The 23,086-nt window shown below is 58.7% G+C and carries 16 protein-coding genes, 3 rRNA genes and 2 pseudogenes; 5 read left to right on the top strand and 16 right to left on the bottom strand.

Annotation, left to right across the window (positions count from 1 at the left end; genetic code table 11):
* Positions 1–544 precede the first annotated feature (544 nt).
* Positions 545–1,081: a Bro-N domain-containing protein gene (locus ACK56M_RS22870; protein ID WP_411959090.1), complete on the top strand. Its 537-nt coding sequence runs from the start codon at positions 545–547 to the stop codon at positions 1,079–1,081.
* Between the two features lie 414 nt (positions 1,082–1,495).
* On the opposite strand, the gene ACK56M_RS22875 is transcribed toward ACK56M_RS22870, so the two are convergent.
* Positions 1,496–1,951 carry a hypothetical protein gene (locus tag ACK56M_RS22875; RefSeq protein ID WP_015271502.1) on the bottom strand — a complete coding sequence of 152 codons (456 nt, stop codon included), beginning with the start codon at positions 1,949–1,951 and terminating at the stop codon, positions 1,496–1,498.
* 505 nt (positions 1,952–2,456) lie between these two features.
* Between ACK56M_RS22875 and ACK56M_RS22880 the strand changes: the two genes are divergently transcribed.
* The 3 genes from ACK56M_RS22880 (at position 2,457) to ACK56M_RS22890 (ending at position 4,046) form a co-directional block, all read left to right on the top strand.
* A complete protein-coding gene (locus tag ACK56M_RS22880) occupies positions 2,457–2,657 on the top strand; it encodes a hypothetical protein (protein WP_052329232.1) in 201 nt (66 codons plus the stop codon).
* A 79-nt stretch (positions 2,658–2,736) separates the two neighbouring features.
* Complete coding sequence (locus tag ACK56M_RS22885) at positions 2,737–3,384, top strand: hypothetical protein (protein ID WP_223997998.1); 648 nt, start codon at positions 2,737–2,739, stop codon at positions 3,382–3,384.
* A gap of 71 nt (positions 3,385–3,455) precedes the next feature.
* Positions 3,456–4,046, top strand: a complete 591-nt coding sequence (locus ACK56M_RS22890) for a hypothetical protein (protein WP_170304005.1) — start codon at positions 3,456–3,458, stop codon at positions 4,044–4,046.
* 1 nt (position 4,047) lies between these two features.
* Here the strand turns inward: ACK56M_RS22890 and ACK56M_RS22895 are convergent, their stop codons facing one another.
* The 14 genes and pseudogenes from ACK56M_RS22895 to ACK56M_RS22960 form a co-directional block, all read right to left on the bottom strand.
* On the bottom strand, positions 4,048–4,944 hold the full coding sequence (locus tag ACK56M_RS22895; RefSeq protein ID WP_015271506.1) for a LysR family transcriptional regulator: 897 nt from the start codon (positions 4,942–4,944) through the stop codon (positions 4,048–4,050).
* Positions 4,945–5,318: 374 nt separating this feature from the next.
* Positions 5,319–7,355, bottom strand: coding sequence for a pyridoxamine 5'-phosphate oxidase family protein (locus ACK56M_RS22900; RefSeq protein ID WP_137137669.1), 2,037 nt, complete (start codon positions 7,353–7,355; stop codon positions 5,319–5,321).
* A gap of 27 nt (positions 7,356–7,382) precedes the next feature.
* Entirely contained in the window at positions 7,383–8,012 is a 630-nt protein-coding gene (locus ACK56M_RS22905) for a glutathione S-transferase family protein (protein WP_015271508.1), read from the bottom strand.
* Between the two features lie 279 nt (positions 8,013–8,291).
* Complete coding sequence (locus ACK56M_RS22910; protein ID WP_085721556.1) at positions 8,292–8,849, bottom strand: UPF0149 family protein; 558 nt, start codon at positions 8,847–8,849, stop codon at positions 8,292–8,294.
* Positions 8,850–8,854: 5 nt separating this feature from the next.
* On the bottom strand, positions 8,855–9,406 hold the full coding sequence (locus tag ACK56M_RS22915; RefSeq protein ID WP_100413306.1) for a UPF0149 family protein: 552 nt from the start codon (positions 9,404–9,406) through the stop codon (positions 8,855–8,857).
* A 91-nt stretch (positions 9,407–9,497) separates the two neighbouring features.
* Entirely contained in the window at positions 9,498–10,487 is a 990-nt protein-coding gene (locus ACK56M_RS22920; protein WP_061304872.1) for an asparaginase, read from the bottom strand.
* On the bottom strand, positions 10,484–11,638 hold the full coding sequence (locus ACK56M_RS22925; protein ID WP_085721559.1) for a hypothetical protein: 1,155 nt from the start codon (positions 11,636–11,638) through the stop codon (positions 10,484–10,486). The genes ACK56M_RS22920 and ACK56M_RS22925 overlap by 4 nt, the downstream gene beginning before the upstream one ends.
* Before the next feature lie 10 nt (positions 11,639–11,648).
* Entirely contained in the window at positions 11,649–12,545 is an 897-nt protein-coding gene (locus ACK56M_RS22930; protein WP_054571840.1) for a nitrilase family protein, read from the bottom strand.
* Between the two features lie 144 nt (positions 12,546–12,689).
* A pseudogene (locus ACK56M_RS22935) lies at positions 12,690–13,022 on the bottom strand (amine oxidase); the annotation flags it as partial.
* A pseudogene (locus ACK56M_RS22940) lies at positions 13,015–13,368 on the bottom strand (FAD-dependent oxidoreductase); the annotation flags it as partial. The pseudogenes ACK56M_RS22940 and ACK56M_RS22935, both read right to left, overlap by 8 nt.
* A 144-nt stretch (positions 13,369–13,512) precedes the next feature.
* Positions 13,513–15,156, bottom strand: a complete 1,644-nt coding sequence (locus ACK56M_RS22945; protein WP_015271514.1) for an acetolactate synthase large subunit — start codon at positions 15,154–15,156, stop codon at positions 13,513–13,515.
* A gap of 371 nt (positions 15,157–15,527) precedes the next feature.
* A 5S ribosomal RNA gene (gene rrf / locus ACK56M_RS22950) occupies positions 15,528–15,643 on the bottom strand.
* Between the two features lie 131 nt (positions 15,644–15,774).
* Positions 15,775–18,666, bottom strand: a 23S ribosomal RNA gene (locus ACK56M_RS22955).
* Positions 18,667–18,983: 317 nt separating this feature from the next.
* Positions 18,984–20,520 (bottom strand): 16S ribosomal RNA (locus tag ACK56M_RS22960).
* Together the 16S, 23S and 5S rRNA genes form the textbook arrangement of a ribosomal RNA operon.
* 459 nt (positions 20,521–20,979) lie before the next feature.
* On the opposite strand from ACK56M_RS22960, the gene ACK56M_RS22965 reads away from it, so the two are divergent.
* On the top strand, positions 20,980–21,876 hold the full coding sequence (locus ACK56M_RS22965; RefSeq protein ID WP_015271515.1) for a formate/nitrite transporter family protein: 897 nt from the start codon (positions 20,980–20,982) through the stop codon (positions 21,874–21,876).
* Between the two features lie 3 nt (positions 21,877–21,879).
* Here the strand turns inward: ACK56M_RS22965 and ACK56M_RS22970 are convergent, their stop codons facing one another.
* Complete coding sequence (locus ACK56M_RS22970; RefSeq protein ID WP_411959091.1) at positions 21,880–22,971, bottom strand: MBL fold metallo-hydrolase; 1,092 nt, start codon at positions 22,969–22,971, stop codon at positions 21,880–21,882.
* Positions 22,972–23,086: the final 115 nt, after the last annotated feature.

A 23,086-nucleotide genomic window follows, 5' to 3' on the forward strand; every position in this document is an offset into this window, starting at 1 on the left:
CCTCTCCCAAAGAAAATACTAAAGATCTAATATATACCTCTCTCACATTCCCTCATACCCCTTTACCTATAAATCAAAGATCAACCTCATAATTTTAATTACTTTCATACCACAGCCATCACTATGCCATTAGGTTAATTTTTCATAGCGCTTGCTGTCTACCCCTCAAACCGCGAAGTTTCCGAAATTTCCTACCCTCCTTTTAGTTGACGGTCTGAAACGCTGCGCATAGATTTCCAATCTGGCGCCTAGGAAACGCCTCCACACAGCGGCGAACCCGCTCCCGACAGATGCGGCTTTTTCATGCCTGTGGTCTACTACTGCACGCACGAAACACTCTGTTACGTCGGGAGTGGGCTAATACAAGACCCGAAAGGGGAATACGTCCGGCCTGCTGTGTGAGGTTTCTTAGCTCCCGACACCCAGCCCTAAGAAAGCTGACAACAGATTGAGGTAACGGCTATGCCTGCTAAAGCATCTATTCAAAGAGCGCTCGCATTCACGCACTACCCGCTCATAGCGCTCAGGATCAAGGAGGCCAGTCATGACTGACCTTCAAACACCCACCCTCTTCACCCGCCACAACCGCCCCCTCCACACCCTCTGGCTCGAATCCCAAGCCTGGTTTTGCGCCCACGAACTCGGCCGGCTGAGTGGTCACTTCTACGACGAACACTGCATGCGCAAACTCGACCCGGATCAGTACCGCTCCGTGCAGTTGCTGCGCTATGGCAAGTACCAGGAAACCACGATGGTCAGCGAATCCGGGGCCTATACCTTGTTGGCGCATCACCATGTGCCGGAGAACCGGCATCTGCGTTGGTGGCTGACGCATGAGGTGGTGGCGGTGTTGCGTGATCGGCAGGAAGACGGGGTGGAAGATGTCCCGCGACTGGGGCAGATGTGCTGGCCTGGGGGACAGAGCGCGACGTTGTTGTATTGGCAGAGTGAGCCTTGGGTGAGGATGCGGGATATGCCGGTGGTGCTGGCTGGGGAAGTGCAACAGCTGCCGCCAGTAGAGCAGCCGAAGTTGAGTTGGCGGGAGTGTGCGCAGCGGGCGCTGCGATTGCATGGGGTTTAAGCGGCGGGTTTGCCTGGGCGGGCCTCTTCGCGGGTGAACCGCTCCCACAGGTACTGCGGTGGCTTCAGGTTAATGCTGTACCTGTGGGAGCGGCCGTGGCCGCGAACACCGGCACAGCCGGTGCCATCCACCGCGTCGCCTGTTTCGCGGGCTTGCCCGCTCCCACAGGTACTGCGCTGGCTTCAGGTTAATGCTGTACCTGTAGGAGCGGCCGGGTCCGCGAACACCGGCACAGCCGGTGCCATCCACCGCGTCGCCTGTTTCGCGGGCTTGCCCGCTCCCACAGGTACTGCGCTGGCTCCGGGCTTACGCTGTACCTGTGGGAGCGGCCGTGGCCGCGAACACCGGCGCAGCCGGTGCCATACACCGCGCGGCGCACATTCATACAGAAGCCTCGCTACACCAGCAAAAATGTTACTTGGCAGCTTTCGCCGCCTGCCGGTTGGCCCTGCGAATGTCCCGGTAGCCGACCAGGCGCACGCGCATTTCCCGGTAACGCTGGGTATTGATGACCAGCAAGGCCAGCAGCCCGAACAGCAAAACCGAGACGTAGCCGCCCATGTGCGGCCGGTAAGCGTAGCTCGGCAGCGCGGCCAACACGGCCAGCCCGTTCAGGCCGATCAGCCCCCGCAGGCCCCAGGCGTATCCACGCACCAGCGCGATATGCGAAGCGGCGCTCACCGTGCATGCCAGCGCCAGGGCCAGCACCGACAGCGACTGGTCCGGGCTGCGCAGCCAGGTGGAGAACACCAGTGAAACACTGCCACCAATGGCAAAGCAGGACAGCTGGAACTCGGCGATGAAAACGCCGAAATAGCGGGAAAGAAATCTTTGCAGTTCCTGACCCTTTTGAAACTTCGATCCATTCATATGAGTGAGCACTGTCGTCCTTGAAAACCGTAGAGCGCGGCTAGCTTACCTTGACAATTGCGAATGAATAAACCATAAAACCCGACTTCGAAGTGCCTGCCAGCGCGATATCACTTTGGCACTTTATGTAAGTTTCGCACCTGTGCACATTAACAACTCCGCACAGGCACACGCCCTCCCCAGGGCCGATAGGAGATCGAATTCTGGTGAATGAATCGCCGTTACTCTCACCGCTGTTCCCGCAGGCCGGTTCTGGGGAACTGAAATGAAGCGTGTGTCCAAAGCCCTGCCGACGCTGCTGGCTGCAATCGCCCTGAATGCATGCGCGCATGCGCCCGCCCCGTCATCGAATGCGGGGCCTGAAGTTATCCTTGCCGGGCACAAGCTTGCACTTGTGAACCACGAAGGTCGTTGCGCACTGCGCAGCTCCGATGCATCACTGCTAGAGCTGGACATGCCCTGGCCCTGCCAATTCAGCCCGGATAGGGATGGAGGCAAGCCTCGCGTGGAACAGTTCAATGGTGTGCAGATCATCATTGTCAGCCATGTGCAGCCAGCCCTGTCGCTGCCCGGACGTTGCGATAGCCAGTACCAGGCTGTTCGCCAGATGGGCAACCGCCTCGAGCCTTCCATCCTGGCACGTGGCGCCAGTTGCTCAAGCGGCCCTGTGGACCAGAAAAACTTCGTAGGGCTGTTCGAGTGGTAACCGAAATCGCGGACTACCAGTCGCTACGCCAAGTCGTCCGCAAGCGCAAAGGGTGTTACCAGCCATGAAGAAAATCCTCTTGTCCCAACAAGATCGCGGCTTCGGCCAGATCGGTGGCGCGGCTTTGCTCAAGGACCTCTCCTTGTGGCCGAAAAACCCGGAAACCGGCATGTTGATGACGCCCATCCTGACCCTGAGCGAGCGTTTCCAACCGGCCATGTTTGTCCCACCCGGCATGGCCATCACGGTTTTCCTCGCCGTCGAGCAACATCAGGATGGCAGTTTCAGCCGCCCTCTCCAGCGTCGCTATACGGTCAATCAACAAGCCGAACTGCTGAACGTCCTCAGTAGCGGCTTTGCCCGGGTCATCCTGCATGAACTCGCCAGCCAGCCACTGGAACCCGCCAATCCCCCTTTGCTGCTGGAGCGAGCGTTCATAGATTTCGAAGAAATGACTGACGAAGAGCATGACGAGGAACATCAGGATGAGGACAGCGGGATCGGCCTGAGCAAACCCAGCGGTAGGCCCTGCTGGCTGCAGGACCCGATCTACGAACCAACGCGCTACATGTTCATGATGCAACTGATAGATGCTGACGTGGCCGAAGCCAGCCCTCAGCATGCGGGGCTGTTCGGCGAAGGTAACGGCTATCTGTTCGTGGACATGCAGGCACGCCGTGGCAAGCAAGGCGACGACGCCGGTTTCTTCTTCATTCAGTTCGCCTGAATGACCAGCCAGGATCAAGGTCCGCCCATGAACATAGCTACGGCACGAACGGCAAGATCTCGGGGCCTGGTATGAATATCTACCATTTAGACAACGCGCCAACGCCTTGGGGAGACTGGGGCGCGGCACTGGTCCAGGGCATGATCGCCTGGGACGAAGATACCGATGTAGACAGCATCAAGCGCGCCGGCCCGTATACCCCGGCCGCCTACATACGTTCGGGTTCTCTGGTGCTCACCCAGCCGGTCAAGGAAGCCCTGGAAAAAAGCGGGCTGAAGGGGGTCGGGCGTTACGAGCACCTGGAGAAGACCCATATCGTGCACATCGACTGGCTGCACTGGGATACCAGCAAACCCATTACCGAATACCTCGATCTGGAAGGCGAGCCGACCTGGATCATCGATTCCCTGCCCCATGACCCTGAGCTTGCCGCACGTATGCCGGAGTACTGGCAGGCATTCGTGGTGGGCAAGCTCTACCTGCTCAAGGACCCGCAGCATGACCCTGCCGACCTCGGCCAGTATCTCAAGGTGCTCAAGGCCGACGAGCAAGCCGATTTATTCAAAGGGGATGTCTATCGTGGGTATTTCCTGAGCGAACGCGCCAAGGAGTGGCTGGAACAGCAGTGCCCAGGTTGCTTTACATTCACCCTGCTCGGTTGAATCAGTCCAGCTGCCGAGCCCTCAGCGCCTGCGCCAGCATGTCAATGAAGGCGCGGACCTTGGCCGAACCGTACTTGCTCTCCCGGTGCAGTATATGGATTGGCCACGGCGCCTCTTCGTATTCGGCAAGGATCACCTGCAACTGCCCACTGGCCACCTCATCCGCTACCTGATACGACAGCAGGCGGGCAATGCCCAACCCGCCGCTGGCGGCAGCGATTGCCCCGTCATTGCTGGTCACCGTCAAGCGAGGCTTCATGCGCACCAACGTTGGTTCATCGGTTACTCCGAAACGCCAGCCGGCTCGCGGCGACAGGTTGGTGGTGCCGATCACCGCATGCCCCGCCAGGTCGGACGGGTGCTTCGGCACGCCGTGGCGCGCCAGGTACTCGGGAGAGGCGCACAGCATGCGCCGTACCCTGCCCACCCGCAGTGCTTTGAGCCCGGAGTCGGGCAAGGGGCCGATACGAACGGCCACATCCATGCCCTCTTCGACCATGTTGACGATGCGGTCGAGGAAGTAGGCGGAAACGTCAACCTCGGGGTACTGCTGCAGGTAGTGGACGATGCACGGCATGACGAACTTCTTGCCGAACAGGATGGGCGCGGTGACGGCCAGGTCGCCCTTGGGCGTGGCGTTGATGCCGGCGGCGGCTTCGTTGGCCTCGTTGATGCTGGCGAGGATATGGCGGGTGTCTTCCAGATAGCGGCCACCGGCTTCGGTCAGGCGTACGCTGCGGGTGGTGCGCAGCAGCAGTTTGACCCCCAGCTGATCCTCCAGGGCGCTGACGGCGCGGGTGACTGCGGCAGGGGAGATGTCCAGACGGCGGGCAGCGGCGGCGAAGCTTTCCAGCTCGCCTACGGCGACGAACACCTTCATCAGGTGGATCTGGTCCATGCGGGTTCCTGGGAGGCTATGAAGTGCCGGGATTATCTTTCATCTGGGCGTTTTGTGTTGCCTGTTCTGACCTCATCGCCGGCAAGCCAGCTCTCACAGGTACTCCACAGGTTTCGGCAACGGTGGAGTACCTGTGGGAGATTGCCCAGCCCTTTGGGCTGCGCTTTCGCGCAGAGAACCAATATCGCTCGTCTGACGCGTCCTTTGTAGGAGCAGCCTTGTGCTGCGAAGAGGCCGGTACAGCCAGTAGACAGGCTTTGTCAGCCCCGGCCTCTTCGCAGCACAAGGCTGCTCCTACAGAACCTCGCCGAACCAATGAGTCATGTGTTGTTCTATGAGAGCTGGCTTGCCGGCGATGAGTCGGTAAAGGCATATCAGATATCCAGTACCAACGCCTGCCCTCCCTCCTCCACCCGCGCCGGTATCGCGCAACAGATTAGCGCAGTCCCACTTTCCGGCATTTCCGCCGGCGGATTCGGGTAATGCACCCGGCCACTGACCAACCGTGTCTTGCAGGTACCACACGACCCACCTCGGCAACTGAACTCCGGCGACAATCCGCGAGCCTCGGCCAGCTCCAGCAGCGTCCCGCTACCAGGCGCCCAGCGCGCCTCCTTGGCCGAAGCCGCAAAGTACACCGGCACCGGCTCGCTGGCCGCGGGCGGCTGTTGCAGGGTGGGCTGGTCATCGTCGGTGTGCCGCCGGAGCGTTGACGGGCCAAAGGCTTCGGCATGAATCCGCGCATCCGGCACATGCAGCCCACGCAGCCCTTCATACAGGTCCTGGGTAAAACTGCCTGGGCCGCACAGGTAGAAATCGTAGTCGTCCAGCGCCAGCGTCGCCTTGACCTGCTCGATACCCAGCCGACCGGCAAACTCGTAATCACGCCCCGCCAGCGCATGCTCTTCCGGCTGGCTCAGGGCGCAGTACACGTGCAGCAGGCCGCCGGCCTGTTGCCGCAAACTTGCCAGCTCCTCACGGAACGGCAGGTCGGCCAGGCTGCGCGCACCATGGAACAGATGAATGCGCCGTGCCTGCCCCTTGCTCAACTGCTCGCGCAGCATGGCCAGTAACGGCGTGATACCCACACCCGCGCCGATCAGCACCAGCGGCCGCGTACTCTGCTGGTCCAGCGTGAAGCTGCCCATCGGCGAGCGCACGTTCAGCACATCGCCTGCCACGACGTGCTCATGCAGGTGCCGCGAGGCCCGACCCTGGGCTTTGACGCTGATGCGCAGGTAACCGTCGGAAGGCGCGCTGGACAGGCTGTAGGTGCGGATCAGCGCCGCCTCACCGTCGAGCTGGACTTGCACCGGAACATGCTGCCCGGGCGCAAAGGCCATCGCACTGCCAGCAGGAGGCTCAAGGTAGAACGAGCGGATCTCACGGCTTTCCTGCTCCACCCGCAGCACACGCCAGGCCTGCCATTGGCGCTGCCGCTGGCGTTGCTGCAGACGTATGTCGGCCTCGGCCCAGGTGCCGGTCATCAGGCTGGTCGGGGCGTACTCCTTGAAGGCCCAACGCAGGGAAACGGCAGCCGGGCGCCGCACCACCTGCTCGACCTCCAGCGTCCACAAGCGCTCGGCGCCTTCGAACGCCTGGATGGCGGGGCTGTCCAGCAGCAACTCGACATGCCCGTATAGCTGCAACACGTTGCCGTTGCTGAAATCGATGAATAGCAACCCTGCTTGCGGGTTCACCAGCAGGTTGCCCAAGGTGTTGAAGTGCAGGTTGCCAGCATAGTCGGGGATGGTCAGGCGATTGCCTTCGACCTTGATGAACCCGGGCCGCCCGCCACGGTGAGAGACATCCACCGAACGCTGGCCGTCGACATGCTCGACATAGCTGGCGACAAAGAAGGTGTCGGCTGCCTGGATCATGCTGACAGCCGAGGCATCGAGTGTCGTCGCATCGACACGCCCTTGGGCGGGTTCCGCGACACGGGTGTAGTCACGCAGCTGGATGTACTGCGGGCAGTTGCCGAACGACTGCTCCACAGTCACCTGCAGTTGCCCGTCGCCGGCCTGGTGGATCTGGCCGTTGAGGCGGTTGCGCCGGCGGGTGTGCAATTCGATCCCCAGCAGGCCGACCGCCTGCCCGGCAGCCAGCCCCGGGGTGGCGGGATCGTCTGCTGGCAGTTGAGTGTCGATCGTCAGCTGGCGCGGGTCCGGCGAGCTGACGAAACCTTCCGGCCCTTCCAGCAGCGTTGCCCAGGGCCGCCCCAGTGCGTCCACGCTGGCGGCGACCATGAACGGCAACTGGTGATAGAAAATACGATGCTGGTCGGGCATGTAGTCACGAATGACCTTCTGCCCGAACGCCTCCATGCGCTCCGAGACACCGGCTTTTTCCTGCAGGGTCTTCTCCCCCGCATGCCAGGGCGAGGAGTGGTGGTCCGGGTTCTGTTGCATGGCGGCGTTCCTCGCAGTGGCGGGATATCAGGCGCTGGTCTGCAGGCCGATCACGGTGCGTGGCATGGGCACGAAGCGCGGCAGCGCCTCGATCCGCGCCAGCCAGCTGCGTACGTTGGCATAGGGCTCCAGCGACACATTGCCCTCCGGTGCGTGGGCGATGTAGGAGTAGTTGGCGATATCGGCGATGGTGGGTGTGCTACCGGCCAGGAAGGGCGTTTTGGCCAGCTCGGCGTCGATCACCTTCAGCAGGGTATGGGCGCGGGTAATCACTTCGTCGGTGTTGAACGAGGCTCCGAACACCGTGACCAGACGCGCAGCAGCAGGGCCGAAGGCCAACGGACCGGCAGCGACCGACAGCCAGCGCTGGACGCGGGCGGCGGCAGCGGGCTCCTCGGGGAGCCAAGTGCCGTTGTCGTACTTCTTGGCCAGGTACACCAGGATGGCATTGGAGTCGGCGATCACCGTGCCGTTGTCGTCTATGACCGGGACCTGGCCGAACGGGTTGAGGGCCAGGAAGTCCGGCTGCTTGTGCGCGCCTTTGGCCAGGTCGACGAACACCAGCTCGGTGGGCAGGTTCAGCAGCGAAAGCATCAGCTCGATGCGATGGGCGTGGCCGGACTTGGGGAAGTTGTAAAGCTTGATCGGGTTCGACATTGGCTTGGCTCCTGATCAGCACCGGGGTGGGCTGGTGGAGCACATGCTGCACCGGTTCGGCTGGCAGCAGAATCCGTGTGGCGGGGAAACCATAATTTCGCGGAGCGGAATAATGCACTCAGGCTTCTGGCCTCCTCGCGGGCAAGCCCGCTCCAAAAGCACTACACCCTCCCGTGGGAACGGCTTTAGCCGCGAAGAATCCAACGCGGTGCCTGGCACCGGCTGCGCCGGTGTTCGCGGCTAAAGTCGCTCCCACAGGTCCCTGCTAAATCAGAGAAATCAGCCCAATCGCTGCTGCCGTTGGTAGAGGTAAAGAACATGCACAGCATCTACCACCAACGGCACAGTGGCTTGGTGTTCTTCGAGGCTCATCTTGTCCAGGACGGAAAAATTTTCCTCCGAACCGTGCAAGGCAATAGCGTCGAGATATTTTTGAAGATGGGCAGGTAATTCTGTCCATCGTCCCAAACGAACACCCCGCATGTACCCGAAGCACCACTCTTCAAGCACTACAATTTCGCCCTGCGCAGTATCTCTGACCTCAAAGAACAGATTCAGCTCATCCGTGGCTTCGCTGAGCATGATCGCGACGGTGTTGTAAAACTTGATGATCAAATCCGTGTAGCGCTGAGCCTGGGCCTTGCTTTTGAACCGAGGCAATTTGCCGCCGGAAACCTCCGGCAGCCACTCACTTGGTGGCAGCATATGCGGCGAGCTGCATAGGGCATTCACAAAGCCATCGAGTTCACTGACATCAAGTATCGCGTCATCATTGCCATACTTGAAAAGCAGCTCTCCCAGCTCGTCCAACTCCTGGTCGGTGATGGGGTTACTCATAGAGGTCAATCCTGCAGCCGGTGGTAACGGTAAAGCCTGCGTGCTGCCTCGGTCACCTGAGGCACGCAGGACTGGATATCCGCTTCGCTCATCTGGTCCAGCAACTCGAAGTTGTCCTCCAGCCCATGCAGCGAAATGGCCTTGAGCAGTTGGTCCTGCTCCGGCGGCAGCTCGGCCCAGCCAGCGACCTGGGTGCCGCGCATATAGCCGAAGCACCATTCCTCCATCACGACCACCGTGCCTGCCTCGCCTTCACTTTCCTCGAACAGCGGCTCGAAGTGATCGACGTCGTCCCCCAACTCCTCCGCCACCTGGCTGGCATAGCGCAGCATCAATGCCGTATACGCCTCCTCATGCGCCGGCTTCTTGAATTTCGGCACCTTGCCACCAGCCACCGCGGGCAGCCACTGTTCCGGGGTGACAGTGGTCGGTGAGCTGGCCAGTGCAGTGAAAAAGCCATTGAGCTCGGCCAGGTTGAGTACCGAGTAGTCATTGCCGTAGGTGATCAGCAGGTCTTCGAGGCGGTCGAGTTCTTTTTCGCTGAGTGCGGGGAGCATGGGTGAACATCCTGGGAAGCAAAAGTGTGTGCACCCTAGCACAGCAACGCCCGAAGGGCTGCCCGCGCTTACAGCTTTGCGGGCAGATTGCTTAACGTGGCAACCAGCCATGCAGCAGCTGCTGCCTGCCAGTTCCGATCAACAGCCATAGCAGAATGCGACACTTGCGCGGACACAACTGCCCCGCCATATGTACCCCCTTGCTCTGCAGATCGATCTCGGCACCGGCAAAACCGTAAGAGGCCGTGGCTGTTGGGCCACTGCCTGTGCGGGTAGCAACAATCACTGGCAAGGTAGGCGCGAGATGGCCAAGCACTTCGGACCAGCTACTGGAAACGTGGCCGGCACCAAAACCGGCGATGACCAGCCCCTCGTAGCCCAGTGCCGCTGTAGCCTTCAACAACGCCGTATCTGCGTCCAGGCACGCTTCCAGCATTGCAACCCGGTGCTCGGTGCGATGCGGTAACGGCAGCACCTCTCGTGGGCCAGGTGGCTGACGATATACCACGGCACCTTCCACAACATCGCCCAGCGCTCCACACCCGGGCGATTCGAATGCAGCCATCGCGAGGCTTGCCGTCTTGCGAACCCTTGCAGCACAGTGGACCTGATCATTCATCAGTACCAGAACGCCGCGTCCACGGCTGCCCGGCGCCAGTGCAACCTGCGCCGCAGCCAGCAGGTTGGCCGGGCCGTCGTTGCCCGGCTGGCTGGCCGCGCGCATGGCACCGGTCATTACCAATGGCGCATCGAACGGCCAGAGCAGATCGAGGAAATACGCCGTTTCCTCGAGGCTGTCGGTACCTTGTGTCAGTATCACCGCGTGTGCTCCGCGAGCCACCTCGCCCCGGGCCCAGGCCAGCACCTCGAGCATCGCCGCAAAGCCCAGCGAGGCACTGGGGAGCAGACCCAGAGTGGCAGCTTCAAGCTGGGCCATCTCACGCAGTTGCGGCAACTTGGCCAGTTGTTCATCGCAGTCAAGCTTGGGCATCACCCCCCATTCGCTCGCACTTGCCCGCATGCTCACCGTCCCTCCAAGGCTGGCAATCGACAATTTGGGCAGTTTTGCATGCGCTTTCATACGCCACCTCCAGCAAGCAGCCCGACCAGCGGAACGATCGCCAGTGTGCTGATGGCCATCGACACTACATTGCCGATGTAACCATGCATGTAGGCCGGCAAGCGCTGACTGATGGCCACTGCCAACGGTGGCGCTACCAACGCGCCGAGCACTGCACTGGCTACGACCACTTGCCAGCCTCCTCCGTGGGTGAGCACAGCGGCAGGTACGATAGAGACGATGGGAATGTAAGTGGGGTACCAGCCTCGCGCCTGCCATTGGCGACGCCAGAACACGACTCCCACCAGTGATGCCAGCGTCTGCCCGGCAACCATCGGTATCAGCAGCAGCGAACCGTAGACTGGCGCAGCGGGGGCCAGCATGTATGCCAGGAATACCCCCAGCAGCAGCCCGAGGCTGGCCAGTTCATTACCAAAGAATGGCGCTTCGCTGAAATCGGCCAGTACACGCCGCAAGGTCCAGGCCACACCGTAATCGGGTTGGGCCGCAACGGGCTCAGGTGCGGCGGGCGGTTGACTGGGCCGTACCCATGATGGAAAGCGCCAGCACAGCATGAACGCCACCACGCTTGCCAGCGCCATGCCGCTTACGTTGCCGACTACCACCGGCAACTGCAGGGGGTAGCACAGGTAATTGACCATGAACAGGCTGGCTGGCGTTACCAACAGCGCTCCCAGCAGTGCGCCGGTGATGGTCACCTGCCAACCCGCACCAAACAACAGCACCATGGCTGCTGGCAACGATACGAAAGCAACGAAGGTTGGTTGCCAGGTGCCACTGGCCAAGGTCCATCCCCACAACGCGTGACTGAGCAACAAGCCCAGCAGCGAACTGGTGAACACCCACGGCCATAGTCCGCTGCCGTAGCAGATGGCAAAGCCGTGCCAGCGATACCCATGCACATGGGCCCAATGCGCCAGGCAAGCTCCGAGTAGCAAGCCCAGGGCGGGCAACTCGTGCTTATAGAAGGCCACTTCGCTGATATCACCAACTATCCAACGCAAGCGGCTTAGCGGCTGATCAAGCGTCGCTGCCAATTGCGTGTAGTCCGGCCATTGGCCCTGTACGAGGCTGGCGGCCAGCAGCACCACCAGGCAGGCAAGGATCAACACCGACGAACGCTGCCGGTTGGGGAAGAGTTGCGTTTTCATATGCAACTCCTCAGCGGGGCATAGGTGCATGAAGGCGATAGCCAAGCGTCGCATCGTAAAGGTCGGTACGCCTGTCTCGCGGCAGGTCGTTGAGGCTGTTCCAGATCGGCGCCGAGCGGGCGCTGCTGAGGTCGACATCGGCGTAGAGAATGCCCTCCTCCTCTGCACTGGCCACCTCGCCGATGGGCCAGCCATTGGTACCGGCAATCAGTGAACAGCCCAGGAAGCGACCGCCCCGCTCGCTACCTATGCGATTGGCGGCAGCGATGTAGACGTTGTTGGCGTGTGCCGCCGTCATGGTCAGGTAGGACGCCATGCAGCGCCCTGATTCATCGAACAGCGGTGGTGGCGTCCATACCCAGTTGTTCAGGCTGCAGATGATGTCGGCGCCTTGCGCGGCCATCAGCCGCGGCACTTCCGGGAACCAGATATCCCAGCAGATCAGCAGGCCGATACGGCCGATCGGTGTCTCGAACACTGGGAAGCCCAGGTCACCAGGGGTGAACCAGAGCTTTTCCTGGTTCCACAGGTGCGCCTTGCGGTAATGCCCGAGCAAGCCTTGCGGACCGAACAGTGCGGCACTGTCGAAAAGTTTCAGTCCCTCGCGTTCGGCAAAACCCGCAGCCAGATATACCTGGTACTCCTTGGCGAAATCCGCCCAGGCTTTCAGGCTGCGCCCCTCCTCCAGCGTTTCGGCATGGGCATAGGCCTCTGCACGCGTGTGGAAGGTGTAGCCGGTGTTGGCCAGCTCGGGTAGCACGATCAGGTTGGCGCCTTCACGCGCCGCGCACCGGGCCAATGCCAGGCCCTTGCTCAGGTTGCCATCGCAATGCTCCAGCCCGACCTGAGGGTCGTACTGGATGACAGCGATACGTACGGGGCTAACGGGCGTGCAGTGTTCAGACATGGCGGCTTCCTTTTATGGTTGTTTTGGAAGGGCGCCAGTAAAGCGGGGTTGGGCGGGGGAGTGACAGTCGGGGAGTTCCTATGGGATCGAAGGACAAGAGAAGTGTTCCAGTAGGAAATTCCCCACAAAAACTCCCGGATGCAGCTATTTCCCAGCTTGATAACGTGGGTAGTGGTTCAGGGTAAAGCCACCATTGAACGATGCCGATGTTCTGTTGCATAGGTTGATGACCACATCAAGCGCCGTGCGTAAACACGGCTCGGTCCAGCCGGCGTCAACAGAGAAGGACTCTCCAGCCAGATACAACCCTGAACTGGCACTCAGATCACGGTTGTACTTCATCAGGCTCACTGCATCGTAATAGGTCCCAGCCCGATACAACTTTGCGCAGCCAAGCGCGTTTCGATCAGTCATCCAACGCTGTATGCGAATGTTTCAGGTATCGATATAAGGCGATATGGGTTCAGCCACGTTGCTCCCCCATTTCAAAAGGGGTTACAGGTTGCTTGTGATTTCCTGCGTTATTCACCAGCGTAAGGTGACGCCCACCCACACGTCGGGACTGCTCGATCAAGGTGATACGGGTAAAGCCGCAACGTAGCAATTCTCGGGCTGCAGTTAGCCCGGTAACACCAGCACCGACAATACATATCCGGTGATCCGGCTGAGTGGCGTATGCAACTCCGCCCTCTTGTTCGAGTAGACGGCGATAATCAAAGCAAAGATCAGGAGGGTTAGGGTAACGCGCAGCCCACGGCTTTACGGACAGGGATGGCTCGATAGCCAGATCAGCAGGATGGTTGTGTGTTGAGCCGATGGTCATGGTCTCGTGTTCTCAATGAGTTGGGAACATGAGAATGATCAATCAAGAGATGCGTGAGGAGGTTGTTAATTAGCACCAACTGGCCACCACAGGATCGGGAGATATCTGTGGTGGCCGGGTTGATGTCAATAAAGCCGTTACACCTTACACCGCCAGCGCGCGCTCACGCAGCTCGCTATTGAGGATGCGGTCGTTCTCGCTGTAATCGACCGGGCAGTCGATCACGTGCACGCCAGGGGTCTTGATGCAGTGCTCCAGCAGCGGCAGCAGGCCTTCGGCGCTTTCCACGCGGTGGCCGTTGGCACCGTAGGCTTCGGCGTACTTGACGAAGTCCGGGTTGCCGTAGTCCAGGCCGAAATCGGTGAAGCCCATGTTGGCCTGCTTCCAGCGAATCATGCCGTAGCCGTCGTCACGCAGGATCACCACGGTGATGTGCATGCCCAGGCGTACCGCAGTTTCCAGCTCCTGGCTGTTCATCATGAAACCGCCGTCGCCGCAAACCGAGATCACCGGGCGGTCCGGGTGTACCAGATGCGCGGCCATGGCCGATGGAAGGCCGGCGCCCATGGTCGCCAGGGCGTTGTCCAGCAGTACGGTGTTTGGCTTGTGCGCCTTGTAGTTGCGGGCGAACCAGATCTTGTAGATGCCGTTGTCCAGGGCAACGATGCCTTCGGACGGGAGCACGCGACGGATGTCGGCCACAAGGCGCTGCGGATAGACCGGGAAACGGTTGTCGTCGGCACCTTCGGCGATCTGCGTTTCGTTCGCTTCACGGATCGCCATCAGGCGGGTGAAGTCCCAGTGTGTGGTTTCTGTCAGCGCTTCGCTGATCTGCCACACGGCGTTGGCGATGTCACCGATCACTTCCACCTGCGGGAAGTACACGGCATCAACTTCGGCGGAGCGGAAGTTGATGTGGATGACCTCGGTGCCGCCACGGACCATGAAGAACGGTGGCTTCTCGATCACGTCGTGGCCGATGTTGACGATCAGGTCGGCGGCTTCGACGGCGCGGTGCACGAAGTCGCCCGACGACAGTGCGGCGTTGCCCAGGAAGCGTGGGTGGCGCTCGTCGACCACACCTTTGCCCATCTGGGTGGTGATGAACGGGATGCCGGTCTTGTCGATCAGCTGCTTGAGGACCTTGGCGGTCATCTTGCGGTTGGCGCCGGCGCCGATCACCAGGATCGGGTTGCGAGCTTTCTGCAGTTTTTCCACGGCGGCTTCGATGGCCTTGTGCTCGGCCAGCGGGCGGCGGCTCAGGCTAGGCGGAATCGGCAGGCTTTCGGTCTGCTCGGCGGCGATGTCTTCCGGCAGCTCCAGGTGCACGGCACCCGGCTTCTCCTCTTCGGCCAGGCGGAAGGCTTCGCGCATACGGGCCGGGATGTTGTCGGCGGAGGCGAACTGGTGGGTGTACTTGGTGATGGGGTCCATCATGCCGCACACGTCGATGATCTGGAAACGGCCCTGCTTGGACTTCTTGATCGGCTTCTGGCCGGTGATCATCATCATCGGCATGCCGCCCAGGTAGGCGTAGGCGCTGGCGGTGACCAGGTTGGTGGCGCCAGGGCCGAGGGTCGACAGGCTGACGCCAGTCTTACCGGTCAGGCGACCATAGGTGGCAGCCATGAAGCCTGCGGACTGCTCGTGACGGGTAAGTACCAGCTTGATCTTCGACTTGCGCAGGGATTCCAGCAGATCGAGGTTTTCTTCACCGGGAATACCGAATACATACTCGACACCTTCGTTTTCCAGGCATTGCACAACGACATCGGCGGCCTTGGCCATCTTGCTTGCTACCTCAAGTGATGGGACGGTGGAAGTCCGGAAATGCGCAGCACGGTACGCTGGCATCGCTCAGCCCGGGGCCAAGAGTGCCCCGAACCAAAGTCTTGACGTAGGGTGGACGCGGGAAAGTCACGTGAATGTGACGGGAATATTTTCGCAGCTGGGTATTGCGCGCTCAGAGTAGGAGTTGTGGGTGCGGGCAAGTCGAGGCGTCGAACCGCGAACACCGGCGAAGCCGGTGCCGTACACCGCGTCGCCTGCTTCGCGGGCGCGCCCGCTCCCACAGAGGAAGGTTGTGCAGGTCTGGGACTTATTGGCCAGAAAGACAAAACCCCTACCTGCATGCGCAGATAGGGGTTTTGCGAAATGAATCTTGACGATGACCTACTCTCACATGGGGAAACCCCACACTACCATCGGCGATGCATCGTTTCACTGCTGAGTTCGGGATGGGATCAGGTGGTTCCAATGCTCTATGGTCGTCAAGAAATTCTGTTGCCAGAATGTCCAGATGGACAGCCCAGCGAATTCGGATATGCGATATTTGTGATGTTGCGAACTTTCGGTTGCTTCGTCTTCACCACCGCAATCTGCGCTAGCAAATTGCTTGGGTGTTATATGGTCAAGCCTCACGGGCAATTAGTATTGGTTAGCTCAACGCCTCACAGCGCTTACACACCCAACCTATCAACGTCGTAGTCTTCGACGGCCCTTCAGGGGATTCAAGATCCCAGTGAGATCTCATCTTGAGGCAAGTTTCCCGCTTAGATGCTTTCAGCGGTTATCTCTTCCGAACATAGCTACCCGGCAATGCCACTGGCGTGACAACCGGAACACCAGAGGTTCGTCCACTCCGGTCCTCTCGTACTAGGAGCAGCCCCTCTCAAATCTCAAACGTCCACGGCAGATAGGGACCGAACTGTCTCACGACGTTCTAAACCCAGCTCGCGTACCACTTTAAATGGCGAACAGCCATACCCTTGGGACCGGCTTCAGCCCCAGGATGTGATGAGCCGACATCGAGGTGCCAAACACCGCCGTCGATATGAACTCTTGGGCGGTATCAGCCTGTTATCCCCGGAGTACCTTTTATCCGTTGAGCGATGGCCCTTCCATACAGAACCACCGGATCACTAAGACCTACTTTCGTACCTGCTCGACGTGTTTGTCTCGCAGTCAAGCGCGCTTTTGCCTTTATACTCTACGACCGATTTCCGACCGGTCTGAGCGCACCTTCGTACTCCTCCGTTACTCTTTGGGAGGAGACCGCCCCAGTCAAACTACCCACCATACACTGTCCTCGATCCGGATAACGGACCTGAGTTAGAACCTCAAAGTTGCCAGGGTGGTATTTCAAGGATGGCTCCATGAGAACTGGCGTCCCCACTTCAAAGCCTCCCACCTATCCTACACAAGCAAATTCAAAGTCCAGTGCAAAGCTATAGTAAAGGTTCACGGGGTCTTTCCGTCTAGCCGCGGATACACTGCATCTTCACAGCGATTTCAATTTCACTGAGTCTCGGGTGGAGACAGCGCCGCCATCGTTACGCCATTCGTGCAGGTCGGAACTTACCCGACAAGGAATTTCGCTACCTTAGGACCGTTATAGTTACGGCCGCCGTTTACCGGGGCTTCGATCAAGAGCTTCGCTTGCGCTAACCCCATCAATTAACCTTCCGGCACCGGGCAGGCGTCACACCCTATACGTCCACTTTCGTGTTTGCAGAGTGCTGTGTTTTTAATAAACAGTCGCAGCGGCCTGGTATCTTCGACCGGCATGGGCTTACGGAGCAAGTCCTTCACCCTCGCCGGCGCACCTTCTCCCGAAGTTACGGTGCCATTTTGCCTAGTTCCTTCACCCGAGTTCTCTCAAGCGCCTTGGTATTCTCTACCTAACCACCTGTGTCGGTTTGGGGTACGGTTCCCAGTTATCTGAAGCTTAGGAGCTTTTCTTGGAAGCATGGTATCAACCACTTCGTCGCCTAGAGGCAACTCGTCATCAGCTCTCGGCCTTGAAATCCCGGATTTGCCTAAGATTTCAGCCTACCACCTTAAACCTGGACAACCAACGCCAGGCTGGCCTAACCTTCTCCGTCCCTCCATCGCAATAACTGGAAGTACAGGAATATTAACCTGTTTTCCATCGACTACGCTTTTCAGCCTCGCCTTAGGGACCGACTAACCCTGCGTCGATTAACGTTGCGCAGGAAACCTTGGTCTTTCGGCGTGCGAGTTTTTCACTCGCATTGTCGTTACTCATGTCAGCATTCGCACTTCTGATACCTCCAGCAAGCTTCTCAACTCACCTTCACAGGCTTACAGAACGCTCCTCTACCGCGTCATCAAAGATGACACCCGTAGCTTCGGTGCATGGTTTGAGCCCCGTTACATCTTCCGCGCAGGCCGACTCGACTAGTGAGCTATTACGCTTTCTTTAAAGGGTGGCTGCTTCTAAGCCAACCTCCTAGCTGTCTAAGCCTTCCCACATCGTTTCCCACTTAACCATGACTTTGGGACCTTAGCTGACGGTCTGGGTTGTTTCCCTTTTCACGACGGACGTTAGCACCCGCCGTGTGTCTCCCATGCTCGGCACTTCCAGGTATTCGGAGTTTGCATCGGTTTGGTAAGTCGGGATGACCCCCTAGCCGAAACAGTGCTCTACCCCCTGGAGTGATACATGAGGCGCTACCTAAATAGCTTTCGAGGAGAACCAGCTATCTCCGAGCTTGATTAGCCTTTCACTCCGATCCACAGGTCATCCGCTAACTTTTCAACGGTAGTCGGTTCGGTCCTCCAGTCAGTGTTACCTAACCTTCAACCTGCCCATGGATAGATCGCCCGGTTTCGGGTCTATACCCAGCGACTAAACGCCCTATTAAGACTCGCTTTCGCTACGCCTCCCCTATTCGGTTAAGCTCGCCACTGAATATAAGTCGCTGACCCATTATACAAAAGGTACGCAGTCACCTAACAAAGTAGGCTCCCACTGCTTGTACGCATACGGTTTCAGGTTCTATTTCACTCCCCTCTCCGGGGTTCTTTTCGCCTTTCCCTCACGGTACTGGTTCACTATCGGTCAGTCAGTAGTATTTAGCCTTGGAGGATGGTCCCCCCATATTCAGACAAAGTTTCTCGTGCTCCGTCCTACTCGATTTCATTGATAAGAGATTTTCGTGTACGGGGCTATCACCCACTATGGCCGCACTTTCCAGAGCGTTCCACTAATCTCAAATCAACTTAAGGGCTGGTCCCCGTTCGCTCGCCACTACTAAGGGAATCTCGGTTGATTTCTTTTCCTCAGGGTACTTAGATGTTTCAGTTCCCCTGGTTCGCCTCTTGCACCTATGTATTCAGTACAAGATACTCAGCTTATGCTGAGTGGGTTCCCCCATTCAGAGATCTCTGGATCACAGTCTGTTTGCCGACTCCCCAAAGCTTATCGCAGGCTACCACGTCTTTCATCGCCTCTGACTGCCAAGGCATCCACCGTATGCGCTTCTTCACTTGACCATATAACCCCAAGCAATCTGGTTATACTGTGAAGACGACATTCGCCGAAAATTCGCATGTTGCTCTTTCGAGCAGAACTCACAAATTTTACCTTAGCCTGATTAACCAGCAGTGAAACTGGTCATCAGTCTATATCTATCACATATCCGAATTTTTAAAGAACGATCTGACAAAAGTCAGAAATCAACATTCGAAACGAATGCTCATTTCCAAGTTCTGACCAGCAACAACACAAGATCCATACAGGATCTTGATCGTCTTCAACCATGAATCAAGCAATTCGTGTGGGAGCTCATCAGCAGGCTGATGTCGTCGATTAAGGAGGTGATCCAGCCGCAGGTTCCCCTACGGCTACCTTGTTACGACTTCACCCCAGTCATGAATCACACCGTGGTAACCGTCCTCCCGAAGGTTAGACTAGCTACTTCTGGTGCAACCCACTCCCATGGTGTGACGGGCGGTGTGTACAAGGCCCGGGAACGTATTCACCGCGACATTCTGATTCGCGATTACTAGCGATTCCGACTTCACGCAGTCGAGTTGCAGACTGCGATCCGGACTACGATCGGTTTTGTGAGATTAGCTCCACCTCGCGGCTTGGCAACCCTCTGTACCGACCATTGTAGCACGTGTGTAGCCCAGGCCGTAAGGGCCATGATGACTTGACGTCATCCCCACCTTCCTCCGGTTTGTCACCGGCAGTCTCCTTAGAGTGCCCACCATAACGTGCTGGTAACTAAGGACAAGGGTTGCGCTCGTTACGGGACTTAACCCAACATCTCACGACACGAGCTGACGACAGCCATGCAGCACCTGTGTCAGAGTTCCCGAAGGCACCAATCCATCTCTGGAAAGTTCTCTGCATGTCAAGGCCTGGTAAGGTTCTTCGCGTTGCTTCGAATTAAACCACATGCTCCACCGCTTGTGCGGGCCCCCGTCAATTCATTTGAGTTTTAACCTTGCGGCCGTACTCCCCAGGCGGTCAACTTAATGCGTTAGCTGCGCCACTAAAATCTCAAGGATTCCAACGGCTAGTTGACATCGTTTACGGCGTGGACTACCAGGGTATCTAATCCTGTTTGCTCCCCACGCTTTCGCACCTCAGTGTCAGTATCAGTCCAGGTGGTCGCCTTCGCCACTGGTGTTCCTTCCTATATCTACGCATTTCACCGCTACACAGGAAATTCCACCACCCTCTACCGTACTCTAGCTCGCCAGTTTTGGATGCAGTTCCCAGGTTGAGCCCGGGGCTTTCACATCCAACTTAACGAACCACCTACGCGCGCTTTACGCCCAGTAATTCCGATTAACGCTTGCACCCTCTGTATTACCGCGGCTGCTGGCACAGAGTTAGCCGGTGCTTATTCTGTCGGTAACGTCAAAACAGCAAGGTATTAGCTTACTGCCCTTCCTCCCAACTTAAAGTGCTTTACAATCCGAAGACCTTCTTCACACACGCGGCATGGCTGGATCAGGCTTTCGCCCATTGTCCAATATTCCCCACTGCTGCCTCCCGTAGGAGTCTGGACCGTGTCTCAGTTCCAGTGTGACTGATCATCCTCTCAGACCAGTTACGGATCGTCGCCTTGGTGAGCCATTACCTCACCAACTAGCTAATCCGACCTAGGCTCATCTGATAGCGCAAGGCCCGAAGGTCCCCTGCTTTCTCCCGTAGGACGTATGCGGTATTAGCGTTCCTTTCGAAACGTTGTCCCCCACTACCAGGCAGATTCCTAGGCATTACTCACCCGTCCGCCGCTGAATCAAGGAGCAAGCTCCCGTCATCCGCTCGACTTGCATGTGTTAGGCCTGCCGCCAGCGTTCAATCTGAGCCATGATCAAACTCTTCAGTTCAATGCTGCTTGGGTTTTTAAGAAACCCTAAACTTGGCTCAGCAATCTCAAATGACTATGTGATTTCTCGCATGGCCACTTGTGATGCTGATAATCTTTGTGACTATCAGTCCGTACTCACAAGCACCCACACGAATTGCTTGATTCGATTTGTTAAAGAGCGTTTGGTTAAGAGCCTTTCGTCTCAACCGAGGCGCGCATTTTACGCTTTCCTCATTTGCTGTCAAGCGTTTATTTTGAAGTTTTTTACAACCGATTTCTTTCGAAACCTTTCAACTTCAACAACTTACCGCTTGCCTCGAAGCGTTCAACGCTGCGAGGAGGCGAATAATACGCGCTTTGAGATCAGAGTCAACACCTTGATCTGAAAAAACTTTCTGCCAGCGTTTTACCTTCGTCGGCAACTAATGAAAGCGCCGCGAATCTGTAGAGAAACACCACCCAACGGAGCGTAGCGGCCATGAGCGATGCGCAAAGCGAGAAAACCCCGGGCCTGTCGGCGGACGAGGAGCAGGAAGTCAGCCTTAACCAACCGCCCCGCGCGGCAGTACTGCACGAGATCATTCGTTACCAGGGCGATCAGGAACTGGAACGAACACTCGCCGCACTGTGGTGGTCGGCACTGGCCGCAGGCTTGTCCATGGGGCTGTCGCTCATGGCCATGGGGCTGTTCTACGCACGCCTGCCGGAGGGGGACAGTGCCCAGGTTATCGCCAGCATCGGCTATAGCGCAGGCTTCCTTGCAGTGATACTGGCGCGTCAGCAGTTGTTCACCGAAAACACCCTGACCGCCGTGTTGCCGGTAATGACTGCCCCCACCCTGGCCAACTTCGGGCGCCTGCTGCGCCTTTGGAGCGTGGTACTGCTTGGCAACCTCGCCGGTACCCTGCTGGTGGCCTGGGTAATGCTGGAGCTGCCGATCTTCGACAGCAAGACCGACGTGGCCTTCCTGGAGGTTGGCCGCAAGGTCATGAAGAACGATGTCAGCCAGATGTTCGCCAAAGGCATCGTATCGGGGTGGATGATCGCCACAATGGTCTGGATGATCCCGTCGATGGAACATGCCAAGATCTGGATCATCCTGATGATCACCTATCTGATGGCCCTGGGCGACTTCACCCATATAGTGGTCGGCTCAGTCGAGGTGTCCTATCTGGTCTGGGCCGGCGATGAAACCTGGAGCAGTTTCTGGCTGGAGTTCGCCCTGCCGACACTGGCGGGCAACATCATCGGCGGCAGTTTCATCTTCGGATTGATCAGCCATGCACAGGTGCGCAGCGACAGCGGCAAACCGCCCTCGCGGCTACTGAAAGAGAACCGGCCACCCTCAGCGCGCCGCAAAAACGGCAACGAATGAACTTCAGCGTGCCGCAACCACGCGCTCGTTCGGTTGGCCCCGCTGACGCAAGGGCCGTGGCTGCCACCAGTTCTGCCCGGCGTGTGGAGAGTCAAGGCTGACCCGCTCCCCCATCTGCGGGGTGCTCAGGCGCACCTGTGCCTGGTTGGCCAGCGCCAGGATGCGTTCGAACGGTTCCTGCCAACCATGGATGGACAGGTCGAAAGTGCCGTTGTGAATCGGCAACAGCCAACGCCCGCGTAAATCCAGATGGGCCTGCAGGCTCTGCTCCGGCTGCATGTGCACATCGGGCCAGGCGACGTTGTAGGCCCCGGTCTCGATCAAGGTCAGGTCGAACGGCCCGAAGCGCTCGCCAATCTGCTTGAACCCATCGAAGTAGCCGGTATCGCCACTGAAGAATACCCGCACATCCTCGTCGACGATCACCCACGACGCCCACAAGGTCCGGTTGCTGTCCAGCAGCCCACGCCCGGAAAAGTGCTGAGCCGGGGTGGCGACAAAGCTTACGCCCTCGACCTCGCTTTCCTGCCACCAGTCCAGCTGCCGCACCTTCGCCGGTGCCACGCCCCAGGTAATCAGCAGGTTGCCTACGCCCAGCGGGGCCAGGAACACACTTGTTCGCGGTGCAAGTTGGCGAATCGCCTGTTCGTCCAGATGATCGAAGTGATCGTGGGACAGTACCACCGCAGCCAATGGCGGCAATTGGTCCAGTGCCAAGGGTGGCGCATGGAAACGCAGCGGGCCGGCCCACTGCACTGGCGAGGCGCGCTCGGCGAATACCGGGTCGGTAATAAAGAAGCGCCCACGCAGCTTGAGCAATACTGTGGAATGGCCCAGGCGCCACAGGCTGCGGTCGGGCGCATCGAGCACCTGCTGGCGGGTCATGGGCTGGAGGCTGACCGGTGTGGCCGGCCGGGTTTCCGGCGGTTTGCGCAGGAACAGGTATTTGAGCCCGATGCGCAGCTTCTTCAATACGCCATCCTGTGGCAACGACGCCTGGTTGTGAAAACGCCCTTCCCGCTGTGGCGCCGGCTCGCCGGCGGGGTTGGCCAAAGGGACCATCAGCAACACTCCGAGCAACAGGAAAGCCTTCATGCTACCCCACAGTGATCGGATCAACCATGAATTGGCTTGTAAGGTCATTTTTCGTCGATGAAACACTGTTCAACAATATTCATGCGAGTTATGCGATAAACGGTGCTTCAGCAGA

It is taken from the genome of Pseudomonas sp. s4 (genome assembly GCF_046764235.1).
Lineage (GTDB): Bacteria > Pseudomonadota > Gammaproteobacteria > Pseudomonadales > Pseudomonadaceae > Aquipseudomonas > Aquipseudomonas asiatica.